This is a genomic window from Labilibaculum sp. (assembly GCF_963664555.1).
GTDB lineage: Bacteria > Bacteroidota > Bacteroidia > Bacteroidales > Marinifilaceae > Labilibaculum.
The window spans coordinates 3,963,462-3,981,561 of the sequence record NZ_OY761461.1 but is presented as its reverse complement, the minus strand read 5'-3'; the positions used below and the strand labels follow the sequence as shown (position 1 = coordinate 3,981,561).

Here is an 18,100-nt window from a genome sequence, read left to right as displayed (position 1 = left end):
GCAGTTTAATCTCAAAAAAACAAAAGATCATGAAAAAGAGGATGTCTACTTTGTTATGAGACATCCTCATTTTTTTTGCAATAAAAAAGAGATTGCTATCTTGGCAATCTCTTTTTAGATATAGTCGCAGTGTTCTTAAAATTTGAATCCAAAGGTCATTCGAACCTGATGGTTTGTATTGTTCAGGCTTATGATATCATTACTGCCTGAGTAGATAACAAAATCTTCATCGTACTCTTTATATTGATAGGCCATATCAAAGAAGAAGTTGTTCTGTTTAATTCCAAAACCTGCAGAGTAAGTGTTGTAACCTTCATCAATAAAACTTTTGTAAGGATCTCCAATTTTAGCGTATCCTCCGCGTATACTTATGTTAGGTGTAAGTCGGTATTCGGCACCAATTCTTAAATTAGAAGTTGACCGGTATGAGTTTGCAATGTCTTGATTTTCGTTCATCAAATCTCCAGCGTCACTATCGTTAAATTCGGCATTAGAGTAGTCAATCATTTCGTAATCTACACTAAGTACGCCTTTTTGTCCGAATAAATAAGCGGCACTAAGGATTGTTCTGAATGGAGTTTCAAAATCATAACTGGTTCTTGATACAAACTCCGACTCGTAGGCATGATATGCTTCCCCGTCTTCAGGAAATGCATCAGGAATATTTGGATCAAATTCTGAACTTACTGATGTATCGTAAGTTTCGTCAAGATTATAAAATGTAGGTGTGTGAATTGCTGCACCTAATCTCAAACTGTTTGTGACTTTATAAATAGCTCCAAATTTAAAGTTAACACCGACACCAGATGTTGTCATGTATTCATTAAAAGTAAATTCATTCAATGATGTAATGTTATCAGCAAGGGAAAATTCTGAATAAGAGGTTGTTGATTTGTGGTATAGGTCTTGAATTCCAACAGTTGCTCCTAAGTACAATTTGTGTCCGTAATTAGCACCAAAAGACACTACATATTCGCCAATGTATCCTTTCTCGTCAACCCTTTTTTGCTGATCCATACGATCATTTCCGAAGAGCACCGATTGATAGTTTAAATCATCATCATTATTGATTAGGTAAGTGTCGTAAGCAAGTTTTTCTTCAAAAGAGTACAGATTGTCTGGAGAATTGCCAGCGGCCAATTCGGCCCATTTATCAAGCAATGATGTTCCTGAATTTAAATTGAATAAATAACCTTCTCTATTGAAATTAGCAATTCGGTTGTAGCCAATCCCAAAGTTGAAATTTTGCCATCCTTTTTCAGGTGCTATTCTTGGAATAAAACTAGCTACATAGCCAACATTCCCTATGGTAAAACTATACTTATCCTCAGAAAAACCATTGTTTTTTGATTCAGTATATTCAATGGAAGGAGTAAATGTAAATTCTGAACTTCTGTAAACACCGATACCTGCAGGATTTATACTTAGGCTTGAAAAGTCGCCTCCTAAGGCACCGAAAGCACCACCCATGGCGGTTGAACGCGCAGTTCCGTTAAATTCTTGTCTCGAATATTTTAGTGCATTATCTACACTCTGAGAATATGAAGTTCCTGCTATTAGGGACAAGATGAGCAAAAAAGTATATCGTTTCATAAAAAAGATTTTTAAAATGTCTTGTGTTATTCTGATCAAAAATTGCAATCATTCAATTAAGAGAGTAAGCTGAAAAGTTATATCAGATTTAGGATGATCGTAAATTCGTTTTTGTTGGTTCTGTTTATAATCACCGGAGCTTGGAGAACGAAACTCCGGTGATTATATTTTATCGCCTTCTGGTACTTCCTGAGTTACTGGAATTTGAACTTCCGCTCGATGATCTGGAACTTCCACTTGATGATCTTGTTGAAGTTCCTGATGATCCGGAACTGCTTCTCGAGGAACGAACCGATGATCCTGATGATCCTGATGATCTTCTGGTTCCGCTGTTGCTGTAACCGGAATTAGATCTTGAAGAACCTGATCTGTAAGTTGATTTGGACGAATTACTGTTCACTTTAGAATAAGACGATCTTGTCGACGATTTTGAATAACTCGAATTGTTAGAATTTGAAGATCGGTTGTAAGAAGGTCTTGTATTCGTTTGTGGCTTATTATAGCTTGGTGATGTACTTCTACGGGTATTGGAATAACTGTTTCTATTTTGATTGGTATTTCCGTTGGAATAATTACTTCTGCTATTAGTCTCTGTTCTTGTTGCAGGATTAGTTCCATAAGTAGATCTTCTGCCTGAAGTACCATTTAATACAGTTCTTCTTGTTCCATAAGAATTTCCATTGCCTGAGCTGTAACGGGCCGCAGCATTACTTCTTCTGATATCATCGGCAGCAGAGCTTGTTGATCTTCTGGTTGTGCTTACAGTACCAGTTTTTGTGCTCGAAACTGCTGACCTTCTGGTTGATGCCGAAGTTGCATTTGTGTTTGTTCTTCTGGAGGCACTTGTATTAGTTACAGTTCCTGCTTTATAATTATTTGATCTTCTTTTTCCATCATAAGTTGAAGAGGCATAATTATTGTATCCGTGGTGACCATAATATCCATGATGTCCGTAGTAACCATAGTATGGATAGTAATGTCCGTAATAATGATTTGAGAATCCCCAGCCGAAATTCAAATCCCAATACCAACTGTCGCCAAAGCCCAAATTAAATCCCCAATAGGAATTATTGCCATAGTATCCGTATGGATAGTTGTAAGCAAACAGATTGCCGTATCTCATTGTGGAATAGTTATAGCCATTGTAAAAGCGGTAATTGGTCCATGTTGGTGTCCACCATACATTGTTTCCATCTACGTAAACATTCCAGTCAGGATCTCCGGCCAGCCACATCGCGGTATTGTAACCGCTGTTATCGTAGTAACCAAATCCCTGAGGATACATTTCCCGTAAACGTTGAGCTTCTTCCTGATCCCTTTCCGAACCAGTAAATCCACCTAAGTAATAACCTGAATCACCTTCATAAATTACTGTGTCAACACTACCAATTGACTCATCATTTAATATTTCGGTGTATTTTTGTTGTAATGCATCAAAATTACGATCATCAAGAGCTTCCGATTCAATATTTGGATTGGTTTTTGTTGATGATTGTGTTGCTGTTGCCGGAGCTAAAGAATTGCTCTTTTGAACAGCAGGGGAATTGGCTTCAACTTTTTGAACTAATAAAGGAGCCTGATTTGGGTTGTAATACAAATCATCTTCGTAAACCGCTGTTCCCATATAAGATGGGGAGCAACTGGCTGCAAAGAATGCTGTAACGAGTAGAATTTTTAAATAGGTTTTCATCGCTTGTCCTCCAATAATGAATTATCTAAGATTATTTTTTACTTTTGTAAAGAATTATAACTACCCTAAAAGTAGCAAATACCATACCAAAACAATATATAATGGCAAAAGTTTTAACCAGTAGAAGCGAAAATTATTCGCAATGGTATAATGACTTGGTGATCAAGGCAGATTTAGCAGAAAACTCTCCTGTAAGGGGATGTATGATTATTAAACCTTATGGCTATGCTATTTGGGAAAAGATACAGGCTCAATTGGATAGAATGTTCAAGGAGACAGGTCATCAAAATGCATATTTTCCTCTTTTAATTCCTAAATCATTTTTGAGTAAGGAAGCTGATCATGTGGAAGGTTTTGCAAAGGAATGTGCAGTGGTAACTCATTACCGTTTGAAAAATGATCCGAACGGAAAAGGAGTGATTGTTGATCCGGATGCTAAGTTGGAGGAAGAGTTAATTATTCGGCCAACTTCTGAAACGATTATTTGGAGTACTTATAAAAACTGGATTCAATCGTACCGCGACTTACCAATTCTTTGTAATCAGTGGGCGAATGTTATGCGTTGGGAAATGCGGACCCGTTTATTTTTGCGTACATCAGAATTTTTATGGCAAGAAGGCCATACGGCACATGCAACTAAAGAAGAGGCATTGATCGAGACCAAACAAATGGTTGATATTTACGGTGAATTTGCCGAGAAATGGATGTCTGTTCCCGTGTTAAAGGGACATAAAACAGAATCTGAGCGTTTTGCAGGAGCATTGGATACTTATTGTATTGAAGCCTTAATGCAGGATGGTAAAGCTCTTCAGGCAGGAACATCTCACTTTTTAGGACAGAATTTTGCAAAAGCATTTGATGTAAAATTTACTAACAAAGAAGGCAAAGAGGATTATGTTTGGGCAACTTCATGGGGGGTTTCAACTCGTTTAATGGGTGCTTTGGTAATGGCTCACTCCGATGATAATGGTTTGGTTTTGCCTCCAAAACTGGCTCCTATTCAGGTGGTAATTGTACCTATTTACCGCAAAGCTGAAGAGTTGGAGAAAATTGCAGAAACTATAAATCCTATTGTTGCAAAACTAAAAGCCAAAGGCATTTCAGTTAAATTCGATGATAGCGATAATCGCAAGCCGGGATGGAAATTTGCTGAATACGAATTAAAGGGTGTACCTGTTCGTTTGGCAATTGGTGCCCGCGATTTGGAGAATGGAACCATCGAGTTGGCCCGTCGTGATACCCTAACAAAAGAAACAGTTTCTATTGAAGGTGTAGAAGATTTGATTGAAAATTTAATGGAAGAAATTCAGAATAGTATTTTCCAGAAAGCATTAGATTTTAGAACAGAAAAAACGACTAAAGTGGATACTTACGAAGAGTTCAAGGAACTTTTGGAAAGCAAAACCGGATTTTTCCTTGCTCACTGGGATGGTACAGCCGAAACAGAAGAGAAAATTCAAACGGAGACTAAAGCAACAATTCGCTGTATTCCTTTCGAAGGAGATGGAGAAGAAGGGGTTTGTATGGTAACCGGTAAACCTTCAAAGCAAAGAGTGGTATTCGCAAAATCTTATTAATTAAGAAAAGTTAATTGTAAATATTATCAAACAGTCATCAGGTATCTGATGACTGTTTTTTTGTATATTTACTTTTCATTTTTAAACAATAACACAATGAATATCTTAAACACAAAAGCAGCCATACTATCAACAATTATGGACAAAGCTTCATTAAAGCAGGTTGTTTATAAAAATACCAAGGAAATATTCGAGGAATTACGAACTGTAGTTAAAAATCTAATTGAAGAGTACAATTCAGAATTGGGTGAGGTCGATGAAAATATACTTCTTTCTTTTGAGGACAAAGGAGAATTTGAATATCAAATTAAGATTGCATCCGATATTTTAGTTTTTAGTTTGCATACCAATGTATTTCAATTTAACAGAGATCATAATGTGTGGAAGCAAGCTTACGTGAAAACAGATCCTGACAATGCTTACTCAGGCATTATCAATGTCTATAATTTTTTGGCCGATTCTTTTAAATATACTCGATATGAGGATTTAGGATATTTGGTTGCCCGAATTTTTATCAACAGAGAAAAGCATTACATTGTTGAGGGGAAAAGACAATTGGGTTTGCTGCAAACGGATTTATCGGTTTCTACTGCCGATCATGATAACCTGCGAAACATTGTGGAAACTGCCATTAATTATTCTTTGAATTTCGATTTATTGGTTCCTCCATACGATAATGTGAAGATCATGTCAGTAGGACAGATGTTCGAGAAAATTCAGAATGCAAGAATCCCAACGGGTAAACGATTGGGTTTTCAGTTTAAATCCGATGATGTATAACAGTTAAGATTCGCAATAAGAAAACCTGAATCAAATTCATTTTCAAACATCATTTTAGTAATATTGCAACGCTTCACCAAATAGTTTTTGGAAGTGGTTATGTGTGCATTTTTTAATATAAACACCAGATATGAGTGCCTTAATAGAAAAATTTATACGATACGTAAAATTCGATACTCAATCGGATACCGAAACCGGGTTAACTCCCAGTACACCCGGACAAATGTTTTTGGCAAAAGAATTGACCCGGGAATTGGAAGAGATGGGATTGGAAAATATCAGTCTTGACGAGAACGGATACATTATGGCTGTACTTCCATCCAATTTGGATCATGAAGTTCCTACTGTTGGTTTTGTAGCTCATATGGATACAAGTCCTGATTTTTCAGGAAAACATGTAAAGCCTCAGTTTTGGGAAAATTACGACGGCAAAGATATTGTTTTGAATGAAGAAAAGGATATTGTGATGAAAGTTGCTGATTTTCCGGAATTGAAGAAATACAAAGGTCAAACAATAATAACAACAAATGGGACTACACTGTTAGGAGCCGATGATAAAGCAGGTATTGCTGAGATCATGACTGCTATAGAATATCTTACCGAACATACTGAAATAAAACACGGTGCTGTTCATGTAGGTTTTACGCCTGATGAAGAAATTGGAAAAGGAGCCGATTTTTTTAATGTGAAGAAGTTTGGAGCTGAGTTTGCCTACACAATGGACGGTGGAGAAATAGGTGAGTTACAGTATGAGAATTTTAATGCAGCATTTGCAAAAATCAACTTTAAAGGCCGCAATGTTCATCCTGGAATGGCAAAAGATAAAATGATTAACTCGATGTTGATTGCCAATGAATTTCTGACACGTTTGCCGGAAGATGAGGTGCCTGAAAAAACACAAGGATACGAAGGTTTTTATCATTTAATTTCGATGACAGGAAATGTTGAGAATTCAAACCTTCAATATATTGTCCGCGATTTTGAAATGAAGAAGTACGAAGAAAGAAAACAATTTGTACAGTCTCTTTGCGATGAGTTTTGTGAGAAATATGGCGAGGGAAGTGTTAGTCTGGAAATAACCAATCAGTATTACAACATGCGCGAAAAAATTGAGCCGGTGAAATACATTGTTGATATTGCAGAGGAGGCAATGAAGCAAGTTGGAGTTGAGCCAATGATTATTCCAATTCGTGGCGGAACTGATGGAAGCCGTTTATCTTATATGGGACTGCCTTGTCCAAATATTTTTGCAGGGGGACATAACTTCCACGGAAGATTTGAATACGTACCGGTAGAATCAATGGAAAAATCGGTAGAGGTGATTTTAAAAATTGTAGAACTGATTTCGAAGCGATAATTGAATAAATATACAAAGAGAAAGGCAACCGTTTGGTTGCCTTTTTTGGGTGATCAATTTCCGGATTATCTATATAATATGAAGAAAATATACAGAAACAAATAATCTATCAAAAAGAATTTTAAATGAAAGGTTTATTAACAATTGGGCTGCTAATTCTTAGCAATACATTCATGATAATTGCATGGTACGGGCATTTGAAATTTTCTGAGTGGAAATGGTTTGGTAAACTTGGCTTGATTTCAATTATTCTGATCAGTTGGGGAATTGCTTTATTTGAATATCTATTTCAGGTGCCAGCTAATAAAATTGGTTTTAAAGGGAATGATGGACCGTTTACCTTAATTCAATTGAAAGTATTGCAAGAGGTTATAACTTTGGTAATCTTTGCCATTTTTACGCTTGCGGTATTTAAAACAGAAACATTTAGAATGAACCATATCATTGCATTTCTATTACTGATTTTGGCCGTATACTTTATGTTTAAAGAATAAAGAGGAATTTTATTGCAGCAATGAATTCTTTTTTGACAGATAGGAGAAAGCTTGGAAAATAATTTTCGGACAAAATTAATGTGAAGTAAAATCAAAAGACAATTGTCTTTTTTTATTCCATTAATTTTTCGAATATCCTTCCACCTAAAAACATGGCTTTTAAAATGGGATGAATCTCTTTTCCCAAATCAGTAAGGCTGTATTCCACTTTAGGCGGAACTTCAGGGTAAACCTTACGGATCACCAAACCATCCTCTTCCAATTCTTTTAGGTTTTTGCTAAGCATTCTGTCGCTGATGTCCGGCAAAAGTTTCACCAATTCGTTGTACCGCTTGGTTCCTTGTATCAGATGCAAAATGATGGTTGCTTTTCGTTTTCCTTTAACGAAATTGATAAATGTATCTATTGGACAATCTCCTTTTTTCAAAATTAAAAAGTTTTTATGAGCTGATAATCAGTGATTCCGAACAAAATGTTAGTAGCCTTCCAAAGTGTAAGTTCTTGATTAGTAATTAAAATGATTGTAGCTTTGGTGCAAGATAAGAATTAAATCAGGATAAGAAATGGATACTAAGAGAGAATTTAAAGCGCTGCGGATTTACGAAGAAGAAGGGAAATACATTCGAAGAATTGAAAAAAGGAAAATTGAAGATCTTCCGGATGGAGAAGTAATTGTGAGAGTGAAGTATTCTTCTTTGAATTTTAAAGATGCACTTTCGGTTTCAGGAAATAAAGGAGTGACTCGAAAATATCCGCATACGCCGGGTATTGACGCGGCAGGAGTTGTGGAATATTCAGCGAGTGAAAGGTTTAAAGCCGGCGATGAAGTAATTGTAACCAGCTACGATTTGGGCATGAATACCGATGGTGGTTTTGCAGAATATATTCGGGTGCCGGAATCTTGGGTCGTTGCAATGCCAAAAGAATTGGACTTTAAACAAGCCATGATTTATGGAACTGCTGGATTTACGGCTGCTTTATCAGTGTATCGCTTGTTGTCGGCAGGACAAACTCCAAAAATGGGGCCGGTAGTGGTTACAGGAGCCTTAGGTGGAGTGGGTAGTATTGCTATTAGTATATTGGTTAGTTTAGGCTTTGAAGTAATTGCAGCGACTTTCGAAAACAGTGGTGGTGAAGATGAATTACACGAATTAGGTGTTGCTAGTCGCATTAGTAGTGAAATTACTGATGATCAATCGGGAAGACCATTATTAAAGCCACTTTGGGCTGGAGCCATTGATGTTATTGGTGGAAATACTTTGCATACACTTCTTAAAGCTTGCAAACCATTGGGAAATGTGACCTGTTGTGGTAATGTTGGCTCAGGAGATTTAGCAATGACGGTTTACCCTTTCATTCTAAACGGAATTAGTTTAATTGGTATTGATTCTCAGAATTGCCCAATGGAATTGCGCCAAAAAGTTTGGAACAAGTTGGCTTCCGATTGGAATGTTTACAGCAACAAAGAGCAGGTTATTGAGTCATCTTTAGAAGAATTGGATACCTATATTGATTTAATGTTGGCAAAGAAGAGTCGCGGGAGAGTTATTGTGAAACTATAGTTTTTTAAATATTAAAAGAGAAGAGGCTGTCTCAAATGAGATAGTCTCTTTTTCGTTTTATAGTTTTTTATATTTATCACTGATTTCTTATTTTAGAGATATGAAATTAGTCCCTCAAAAATCTCATTTCAAAGCCTATCATCAAAACCAGATGATTCTTTTTCCGCCTTCTCTCTCGGATTTCATATCATCTGAACACCCTGTTCGTACCATCAGCAGTATTATTGATGGTGTCCAGATAGATCGTATCCTTGAAAAATACAGTTATACGGGAGCAAAGGCCTATCATCCCAAAATGATGCTTAAGTTATTAGTTTATTCCTATTTGTGTAATGTATATTCCTCTCGAAAAATAGAGCAGGCGGCATCAGAAAATGTACATTTCATGTGGTTGTCAGGGATGCAAAAGCCAGATCACAATACGATTGCCCGCTTTAGAAGCAGTCGATTAAAAGGTGTTTTAAAGGAAGTGTTCAGTCAAGTAGTCCTGTTACTGGTAGATTCCGGACATATTGATCTACAAACCATATATGTCGATGGCACCAAGATCGAGGCCAATGCAAATAAGTTTTCGTTTGTTTGGGGTAAAGCCATTCAAAAGAATATCCAACGCATGAAGGATCGGTTGGGGGAACTTTGGGATTATACAGAGCAGGTAGCCAAATCGGATTTAGCAAATGTAAGTAAGCCCGATTTAAGTGATGTTGATCCAGAAAAAATAGAGCAGACCATTGAGACAATTAATGAGGCCTTGAGGGATAAGAAAGTGGATGCTAAGAAACGCCGGCAACTCAACTATGCCAAGAAGAATTATGCTGATAATCTCCGAAAAAACGAGCAAAAGCTAAAGATATTGGAAGAGCGAAATAGTTATTCAAAAACGGATCCGGATGCAACCTTTATGCGAATGAAGGATGACTATATGCAAAATGGTCAGCTAAAACCAGGATATAACCTGCAGTTTAGCACACAAAATCAATTCATTGTAAATTATTCAAACCATAATAATCCAACCGATACAAAAACCTTTATACCTCATATGAAAGAGGTTCAACAGTTGTATCCAGACAAACTAAACAGCGTATGTGCAGATTCCGGTTATGGGTCTGAGGAGAATTATGAATTTCTTGAAGCGGAAGGATTAACCTCTTTTGTGAAATACAATTACTTTCATAAAGAACAAAAGAAGGGAGCCAAAACTTATTGCGAGTTTCACCCCAACAATTTATTCTACGACTCTAAACAGGATATTTACTACTGCCCAATGGGACAAGTAATGAATCTTAAGAAGATAAAAAAGGAAAAAAGCCAAGCCGGTCATTTTAAGACAATCCATGTTTATCAAGCTCAAAACTGTAACGGATGCCCACTTAGGGGGATGTGTCACAAAGCAAAAGGTAATCGAACGATTCAGATTAATCACCGACTTAACGAATTAAGAAGTAAAGCACGAGAACATTTAACCTCAGAAGAAGGATTGAAGCACAGGAGTCAAAGACCGGTTGATGTAGAGGCCGCTTTTGGTAACCTTAAACACAATAAAGGATTTAAACGATTTTTACTTCGTGGCAAAGAAAAAGTAGAAATCGAAATGGGATTATTGGCTCTAGCCATAAATCTTAAGAAAATGAATAGTAGAAAAGTGGCCTAACGGCCTTTCTTAATTCTTTTGAAGTCCTATTTCCTCTATATGAAACCTCTGTTTTGCATATTGGAGGTAAAAAAGACTTCCAAAAACAAATAAGCAGTATAAGGCAGTTTAATCTCAAAAAAACAAAAGATCATGAAAAAGAGGATGTCTACTTTGTTATGAGACATCCTCTTTTGATTTAAAAGCAAATTGGTCTTAGAGGTCTGTAGCAAGAGAGTGCTTTTAATGTATTGTTGTTGGCAATACAAGTCAAATATTTGGCAGAAGAATAGCGATTCAAAAAATAGTTAATCATTTAAAAGTATTGATTATGCAAGTGATTGAAACATTGGAGTCAAGAGTTTTCAGTCTGAAAGCAACTATTTTTTTGTATCTTGCCCCCTAAATTATTGAGGAAATTAGAATGAGTTCAATTCAGGCAATAAGTATAGATAATTTGGGGAGGGATAAATCCCAGCTAAAGCTTGTTGAAGAGGCTGAAAACAAAGCCGTTTTAACTCATTATCTGCATAATTATCAAAATGGTGTGAAAAAGCACTATGAAAAGGATGCTCTGTTAACTCTAAATAATTACTTGGAATGCGAAGAGCAAAGCGATAATTTCCCTGTTTTGCTTGAAAATACATTACAACAACTCTTATCTGAAGTTGAAAATGTACCATTCCCAACTCCTGAAAATTACAAGTTTAAATTTATTGATCTTTTTGCCGGTATTGGCGGGTTTAGACTTGCATTGCAAAATGTTGGAGGGAAGTGTATCTATACCAGTGAGTGGAATAGTAATGCTAAAAAGACTTATCGTGCGAATTTTGGAGAGGTACCGTTTGGAGATATAACCAAAGAGAAAAATAAAAATTACATTCCCGATCAATTTGATATTTTATGTGCGGGCTTTCCTTGTCAGGCATTTTCAATTGCCGGGAACCGAAAAGGTTTTGCTGATACACGGGGAACTCTGTTTTTCGATGTAGAACAAATTATCAAAAGACATCAACCCAAAGTTGTTTTTTTAGAAAATGTTAAGAATCTGGTATCTCATGATAAAGGAAATACGTTTAAAGTAATTCTTGAAACATTAGAAGTAAAGTTAGGATATAAAGTGTCTCACAAAGTTTTAAATTCGGTAACACATGCAAATGTTCCTCAAAACAGAGAACGGATTTTTATTGTAGCTTTTGATCCGAATCAGGTTGAAAATTATTTGAATTTTGAATTTCCCGAAGAGATTAAATTAACAAAGACCATTCACGATTTTATAGAAAAAGGGAAGCAGGATGAAATTTATTATTACAAAAAGGATCATAAATATTACCCGGAATTGGAGAGATCAATGATATCGAAAGATACCGTTTATCAGTGGCGTAGGGTTTATGTGAGAGAAAATAAAAATAATGTTTGTCCGACCTTAACTGCAAATATGGGTACCGGTGGACATAATGTGCCGCTTATTAAAGATGATTTTGGAATACGAAAACTAACTCCAAAAGAATGCTTTGCATTTCAAGGCTATCCTGTTCATGATTATATCTTGCCCAAGCTAGCGAACAGTAATTTGTATATGCAGGCAGGTAATTCGGTTACAACAAGCTTAATTGAGCGAATCGCTAAGCAAATTTGTATGGTTTTATGATATCATTTGCAGGAAAATAATTAATGAAAACGAATACATATATTGAATTTTGCCAAGATGAATAAAGTACTTTTAAATCAATTAGTTTATTTTAAAAGAGTAAATATCCCTAAATATATAGAAGCTAATATTCAATCAATAGCACTAAAGCATCTTGAATTGTCTGATATGGGCAAATTAAGGGATAGAATGGAAGGGCAGCTATATTATAGTCGGTTGAGAGATGATATATTCTCAGAATATGCTTTTGAGAATATAATTGGTCTGCGGAAATTTGATTGGGATAAACGAACTAAAAAAAATTACAAGAGAAAAAAGTATGTTTTCGAAAATAAGACTCTGAATTTAGTTTTATTCGCGGGCGATTCGTTACCAAAATTCAGTGCTGATCATGTAAGTAATTGCATTTTTGTTCATGTTAATACTGATAGTCGTGTTCTTTTAAGTGGTTTGGCAACAAAGAGTATGATTGATGAAATGACTGTTGAACAGGATTCAAAAATAATTGAGTTTGCTGATTTTAAAGGTTTATTAGAGTACAATTCAATGGAGGAGTTAATCATGAAGATGGAATAAAATATTATTCTTATTACTTTAGTCTTTAATTGATATTTTGACAAAATACTCGTTTGTATTAAGAAGGTAAATCAAAAAAAATAGGAATGAAAGAAGTTGAAAAGCTATCAGAAAGTACTAATTACAGTGCAGTTAATTTGGGTGATTTAAAAGATATAATGGATTACTCTCTAATACATCCTGCAAGTAAAAACTTAATAGAAGGCAAAGTTTTTTTAAAAGATGCGACTAAAGCAACCGGCACTGAAATTTCGTTTAATTCGCTTCCACCGCAATCTGAGCAATCTTATTTTCACATTCACAGAAAAAATGAAGAAACCTATATAATTATTAAAGGTTCTGGTTTTTTTCAAGTGGACGAAGATTGTTTTAGTATAAAAGAAGGAAGTACAATACGGGTTGCACCTCAAGGGAAACGAGGCATCTGTAATTCTTCCAACGAAACAATGATATATATGGTGATCCAGTCTAAAGAAAATTCGTTGGAAGAGCATACTGTTGCCGATGGAGAAAGAGTTCCTGTTGAACCAAAATGGAGATAAGAACAAATAAGAAATTGTTTAAATCTGGTGATTACAGGATGAAAAACCCGCAGTAAGTATTCTATTGATGGCAATGGAACAAAAAAACAAAAATATCTTCTATGCAGGATCTAAAAGTCGTTCGAATAAAATGATCATATAAATTCCCGGAAGATCCCTTTCAATTAATATTCACTTCATATCGTATTGCAATATTTCTTCTATTTTGCAGAAGAGAAGTGATTCTACGCATCTTTTCTTTAAATTTGCCACATGCGAAAAAGGCTTACTTTCCACATATCCGACACAACAAAATTTAAAGAACAATTGCTTTTTTGGAGCAAGAAGTTTCAGTGCGTGTGTATTCTTGACAGTCACGAAGTGAACCTGAAGGAGAATTCGAAAATGGAATACAATACTTACGAGTTGATTGCCGGTATTGATGCCCTTCAAATTATTGAACCAGCGCAGAATTGCTTTGATAGCCTAAAAGCTGAGATTGATTTTGCTAAAGATTGGTGGTTTGGTTATTTGGGTTATGATCTTAAAAATGAGATTGAGAATTTAAGTTCAGATAATCAGGATGGACTGGACATGCCGCAAATGAATTTTTTTCGTCCGCGTTGGGTGTTTCTTTTGGATGTGGATACTTTATTGATTCATTATTTCGAAGAGGAATTTTCCGAAGAGGATATTTATAATTTGGTCATGAATATTCAGAATATATCTGTACCAAAAGAGAAAGAGGTTACTGTTGCGGAAATAAAATACAGAATCAGCCGGGAAGAGTATTTAAAAGCAATCAGGCAATTGAAGGAACACATCCGAATAGGCGATATATACGAAGTCAATTTTTGTCAGGAATTTTATGCGGAGGATACTTATATCCGGCCAAGGCAAACGTTTCGAAAATTAATGAAGGTTTCGCCTACGCCATATTCATGTTTTTACCGAATGGGAGAGAAGTATTTGTTATCGGCAAGTCCTGAGCGATATCTTAAAAAAGTGGGACGGAAAATTATATCTCAACCCATTAAGGGAACAGCTAAAAGAGGTGCGAATGAAGAAGAAGATAAGTTAATTAAAGAGAATTTATTTTCTGATCCTAAGGAGAGAGCCGAGAACATCATGATAGTGGATTTAGTTCGCAACGATTTATCGAGAACTGCAGCAAAGGACTCAGTAATTGTTGAGGAATTGTGCGGTATTTATACATTTCCGCAGGTTCATCAAATGATATCTACCATAGTTTCGGAGCTGAAAGAAGATGTTCATTTTGTAGAAGCAATTCGTCAGACTTTCCCAATGGGATCGATGACCGGTGCACCAAAGGTTAGAGCTATGAAATTGATTGAGAAATACGAATCAACCAAAAGAGGACTGTTTTCCGGAGCAGTTGGTTATGTCACTCCTGATGGTGATTTTGATTTTAATGTGGTAATTCGAAGTATTCAGTATAATGCAATGAACCATTACCTGTCTTTTATGGTGGGTGGGGCTATCACCATGCAGTCAAATCCTGAAAAGGAATATGAGGAATGTATGTTGAAGGCAAAAGCCATTATGAAAGTGTTAAAAGAGTAAGGGATTTTTTATCTTTAAACTTTGAGCAAAAACTCATTGGTTACAATTAAATATTATTTGATGCAACGTAAACTTGTCCGTTTTGTAGAAGAGGAAAATTTATTTTACCGCGATGAAAAAATTTTGGTTGCGGTAAGCGGTGGAGTCGATTCCGTTGTTTTGCTTGATCTTCTCTGTAAAATGGAAGTAGAGTGTGGGGTTGCTCATTGCAATTTTCATTTGCGGGACGAGGAGTCAGATGGTGACTTTGAGTTTGTGAAAAATTTGGCCAAAGAGAAAAACCTGGCGTTTTATTCAAAAGATTTTGACACTAAAAAGTATGCTGCCACGAACAAAATTTCCATTGAAATGGCGGCCCGCGACCTGCGTTACAATTGGTTTGAACAGGTACGGGAAACTTCTGGTTACAAATACATTGCTGTTGGCCATCATGCTGATGATGTTGCGGAAACCGTTCTTATCAATTTGGCTCGCGGAACGGGGATTCATGGTTTATCGGGAATTAAACCGAAGTTAGGTAAGATTGTGCGTCCACTGCTGTCGTTTACGCGTAAGCAGTTACTTGCGTATGCAAAAAAGCATTCTCTTGATTTTCGTGAGGACAGAACAAATGCGGAAACCGATTATGTGCGGAATAAAATCCGCCATCAGATCATGCCTGTGTTGGAGGAGATTAATCCTGCTATTCGTGCGACCATGACCGAGAATGTACAGTGTTTTCGTGAAGTGGAACAGATTTACAACAGGGTAATTGAACAGAACCGTTTGCATTTGGTTTTCACACGAAATAATCAGTTGTTAATTTCAATTCCTAAGTTGAAAGAGCTGTTGGCACCTGTGTCTCATTTGTACGAACTGCTTTCTCCCTACGGCTTTCATCATCGTGATGTCCGCAAAATTGCAGAATCTATTCATGGAATTTCGGGTAAGTTATTTTATTCGGCAAGCCATCAATTGCTGCGCGATAGGGAATATTTAATTCTTACGGAGATTTCAGAAGGAAATACTAATGAATATTTAATTTCGGATGAGGAATCTAAACTTAAATTACCAGTAGAGCTAAAGATTTCGTTTCTGGATCGGACGCCTGGATTTCAGTTCCCCAACAGCACTAAAATTGCCTGTTTTGATGCGAACAAACTTCAGTTCCCTCTTAAGTTACGGAAATGGAAGGAAGGAGATTCATTTCATCCAATCGGTATGAAAGGCAAGAAGAAGATCTCCGATTTTTTTATCGACCAAAAATTCTCTCTTCAGGAGAAAGAGAATACCTGGTTGTTGCTTTCGGGCAGTAAAATTGTGTGGATTGTTGGTCACCGCATGGATGATCGATTTAAAATTGCAGGCAACACCACCAAGATATATCGATTGGAATTGGTTTAGTCGTGTTAAATGAAATCTGATTTAGACGGAAATTTGTGCCCGCAATTTTATAAATTAGTTCTTTCATATTAAACAACTAATCAAAATACCTTAAACATGATACAAGTAAAAAAATGCATTGCCTTTTCCCTTTTTATTCTGTTATCAGGATTTTGTATTGCCCAAACGGAAAATTCTATTCATGAAGAACTTCAGAATCTTAAGAAATACAACGAAAATCTTAATCAACGAATGGATCAGCTGCAAAAAATGGCAGATGATTTAATTTGGTTTGAGCGGGTAGGAGATGTTGCGCATATCGACAAATTATACATTTATGGTCCGCCAAAACGGAAAGAAAAAAATGAAACAGCATTAGGTGCAGGTAATCCTGTTAAATTTTGGACCTATGTTTTTGTTCCGAAAAATATTGATGTAAACAGGAAATATCCTTTAATAGTACTGCCACATGGTGGTGTTCATGGCGATTTTACGACTTATTACACGCATATTGTTCGTGAGCTGATTTCACAGGAATATATTGTTGTGGCGGCAGAATACCGGGGAAGCACAGGATATGGAAAAAGTCATTACGAAAAGATCGATTACGGTGGATTGGAAAATGAAGATGTTTATGCCAGTCGAAATTATATGATTGAAAACTATGGTTTTGTGGATGAGAAACGTGTTGGAATTATGGGATGGAGTCACGGAGGAATGATTGCACTTTTTAATCTTTTTAACCATCCAAAGGATTATAAGGTTGGATTTGCAGGTGTTCCGGTGAGTGATTTAGTGGCGAGAATGGGTTACCAAACCGAAGATTACCGAGAGCTGTATTCAGCCGATTACCATATTGGAAAAACAGCTCACGATAATTTGGCTGAGTACCGACGTCGTTCTCCGGTTTGGAATACACACAAGTTTCAAAATACACCATTGCTTATTCATACCAATACCAATGATGATGATGTAAATGTTTTGGAAGTTGAACATCTTATTAAGTCTTTGAAAGCAGATGGAAAGAAATTTGAATATGAGATTTTTAAGGACATTCCGGGTGGACATTCTTTCGATAGAATGGATACAAAAACAGCTAAAGAAATTCGGGTGAAGATCTATCAGTTTTTAGCAAAACAATTGAATCCAAACCGACCAATTAATAGTATCAAGGAATTACAAAAGGCAGGATATCGTTTTTAACGAATAGGTTGTTAGAATAAACAAAAGAGCTTGTTTTTAGTGAACCAGCTCTTTTGTTTCGCTTCAGTTTTAGGCCTCAACTTTTTGAAGTAAGCTTTCTTTTAAATTTTTGAGTAATGATTTTTTTACTTTGCGTGGCTTATCAGCACTAATTTCTTCCAGAGCAATTAGGGCAAGATTACCAATTTCGAAAAGACCAACAGGATTTTTGTCGTAGTTGTAGCTGCCAATTACATACTCTAATTTTGATTTTAGATCGTTGTATGCTTCATTTCCGGGTTTATTCAAGCACTCTAATGCTTCTTGACAAACATCTCTAAGTTCTTCATTTTTTGTATCCATAGCTTTTGGGTTAAAAGTTAATATCTAACTAAATTTACGGAATAATTGTTACTGGAGAGTTGTTAATATGTTAATCTTTGTGTTTTTGTTTATGTAAATTTATATTTGTCATGTCGAAATTGTTTTCGATATGGATCACAATGGTTTGCGCTATAGATGTAAGAATATCAAAAGTTAG

General features: G+C 36.0%; 16 protein-coding genes. 12 read left to right on the top strand and 4 right to left on the bottom strand.

The genetic code is table 11. The annotated features are described in order from the left end of the window. Nucleotides 1–135: 135 nt before the first annotated feature. Together ACKU4N_RS15670 and ACKU4N_RS15665 are read right to left on the bottom strand one after the other, a co-directional pair. On the bottom strand, nt 136–1,593 hold the full coding sequence (locus ACKU4N_RS15670) for an OmpP1/FadL family transporter (RefSeq protein WP_321317932.1): 1,458 nt from the start codon (nt 1,591–1,593) through the stop codon (nt 136–138). Between the two features lie 169 nt (nt 1,594–1,762). Then, entirely contained in the window at nt 1,763–3,283 is a 1,521-nt protein-coding gene (locus ACKU4N_RS15665) for a hypothetical protein (protein WP_321317930.1), read from the bottom strand. A gap of 101 nt (nt 3,284–3,384) precedes the next feature. On the opposite strand from ACKU4N_RS15665, the gene proS reads away from it, so the two are divergent. From proS to ACKU4N_RS15645, 4 genes are all read left to right on the top strand, one after another. Beyond that, nucleotides 3,385–4,860, top strand: a complete 1,476-nt coding sequence (gene proS / locus ACKU4N_RS15660) for a proline--tRNA ligase (protein WP_321317928.1) — start codon at nt 3,385–3,387, stop codon at nt 4,858–4,860. A gap of 96 nt (nt 4,861–4,956) precedes the next feature. Further along, a complete protein-coding gene (locus ACKU4N_RS15655; protein ID WP_321317926.1) occupies nt 4,957–5,640 on the top strand; it encodes a hypothetical protein in 684 nt (227 codons plus the stop codon). A 130-nt stretch (nt 5,641–5,770) separates the two neighbouring features. After that, nucleotides 5,771–6,997 carry a peptidase T gene (gene pepT / locus ACKU4N_RS15650; protein ID WP_321317924.1) on the top strand — a complete coding sequence of 409 codons (1,227 nt, stop codon included), beginning with the start codon at nt 5,771–5,773 and terminating at the stop codon, nt 6,995–6,997. 125 nt (nt 6,998–7,122) lie between these two features. Further along, nucleotides 7,123–7,491 carry a DMT family protein gene (locus tag ACKU4N_RS15645; protein ID WP_321317922.1) on the top strand — a complete coding sequence of 123 codons (369 nt, stop codon included), beginning with the start codon at nt 7,123–7,125 and terminating at the stop codon, nt 7,489–7,491. Nucleotides 7,492–7,603: 112 nt separating this feature from the next. Here the strand turns inward: ACKU4N_RS15645 and ACKU4N_RS15640 are convergent, their stop codons facing one another. Beyond that, entirely contained in the window at nt 7,604–7,918 is a 315-nt protein-coding gene (locus tag ACKU4N_RS15640) for a winged helix-turn-helix transcriptional regulator (RefSeq protein ID WP_321317920.1), read from the bottom strand. A 136-nt stretch (nt 7,919–8,054) separates the two neighbouring features. Here ACKU4N_RS15640 and ACKU4N_RS15635 point away from each other — a divergent pair, with 136 nt between their 5' ends. The 8 genes from ACKU4N_RS15635 to ACKU4N_RS15600 all read left to right on the top strand — a co-directional run bounded on the left by ACKU4N_RS15635 (nt 8,055) and on the right by ACKU4N_RS15600 (nt 17,580). Next, complete coding sequence (locus tag ACKU4N_RS15635) at nt 8,055–9,053, top strand: YhdH/YhfP family quinone oxidoreductase (protein ID WP_124991185.1); 999 nt, start codon at nt 8,055–8,057, stop codon at nt 9,051–9,053. Nucleotides 9,054–9,153: 100 nt separating this feature from the next. Beyond that, the gene (locus ACKU4N_RS15630; protein ID WP_156197454.1) at nt 9,154–10,704 is read left to right on the top strand and encodes an IS1182 family transposase; all 1,551 of its coding nucleotides are present in this window, start codon (nt 9,154–9,156) and stop codon (nt 10,702–10,704) included. Between the two features lie 403 nt (nt 10,705–11,107). Further along, nucleotides 11,108–12,334: a DNA cytosine methyltransferase gene (locus ACKU4N_RS15625; protein ID WP_321317917.1), complete on the top strand. Its 1,227-nt coding sequence runs from the start codon at nt 11,108–11,110 to the stop codon at nt 12,332–12,334. Between the two features lie 57 nt (nt 12,335–12,391). Continuing rightward, the gene (locus ACKU4N_RS15620; RefSeq protein WP_124991183.1) at nt 12,392–12,910 is read left to right on the top strand and encodes a hypothetical protein; all 519 of its coding nucleotides are present in this window, start codon (nt 12,392–12,394) and stop codon (nt 12,908–12,910) included. A gap of 86 nt (nt 12,911–12,996) precedes the next feature. Then, nucleotides 12,997–13,452 (top strand): cupin domain-containing protein, encoded by a 456-nt coding sequence (locus tag ACKU4N_RS15615; RefSeq protein WP_321317914.1) that lies wholly within the window; start codon nt 12,997–12,999, stop codon nt 13,450–13,452. A 252-nt stretch (nt 13,453–13,704) separates the two neighbouring features. Then, nucleotides 13,705–15,015 carry an aminodeoxychorismate synthase component I gene (pabB, locus tag ACKU4N_RS15610; protein WP_321317912.1) on the top strand — a complete coding sequence of 437 codons (1,311 nt, stop codon included), beginning with the start codon at nt 13,705–13,707 and terminating at the stop codon, nt 15,013–15,015. Between the two features lie 60 nt (nt 15,016–15,075). Continuing rightward, nucleotides 15,076–16,398 (top strand): tRNA lysidine(34) synthetase TilS, encoded by a 1,323-nt coding sequence (tilS, locus tag ACKU4N_RS15605; protein WP_321317909.1) that lies wholly within the window; start codon nt 15,076–15,078, stop codon nt 16,396–16,398. Between the two features lie 96 nt (nt 16,399–16,494). After that, entirely contained in the window at nt 16,495–17,580 is a 1,086-nt protein-coding gene (locus ACKU4N_RS15600) for an alpha/beta hydrolase family protein (protein ID WP_321317907.1), read from the top strand. Between the two features lie 69 nt (nt 17,581–17,649). Here the strand turns inward: ACKU4N_RS15600 and ACKU4N_RS15595 are convergent, their stop codons facing one another. Then, nucleotides 17,650–17,922, bottom strand: a complete 273-nt coding sequence (locus ACKU4N_RS15595) for a hypothetical protein (protein WP_321317905.1) — start codon at nt 17,920–17,922, stop codon at nt 17,650–17,652. Between the last annotated feature and the right edge of the window lie 178 nt (nt 17,923–18,100).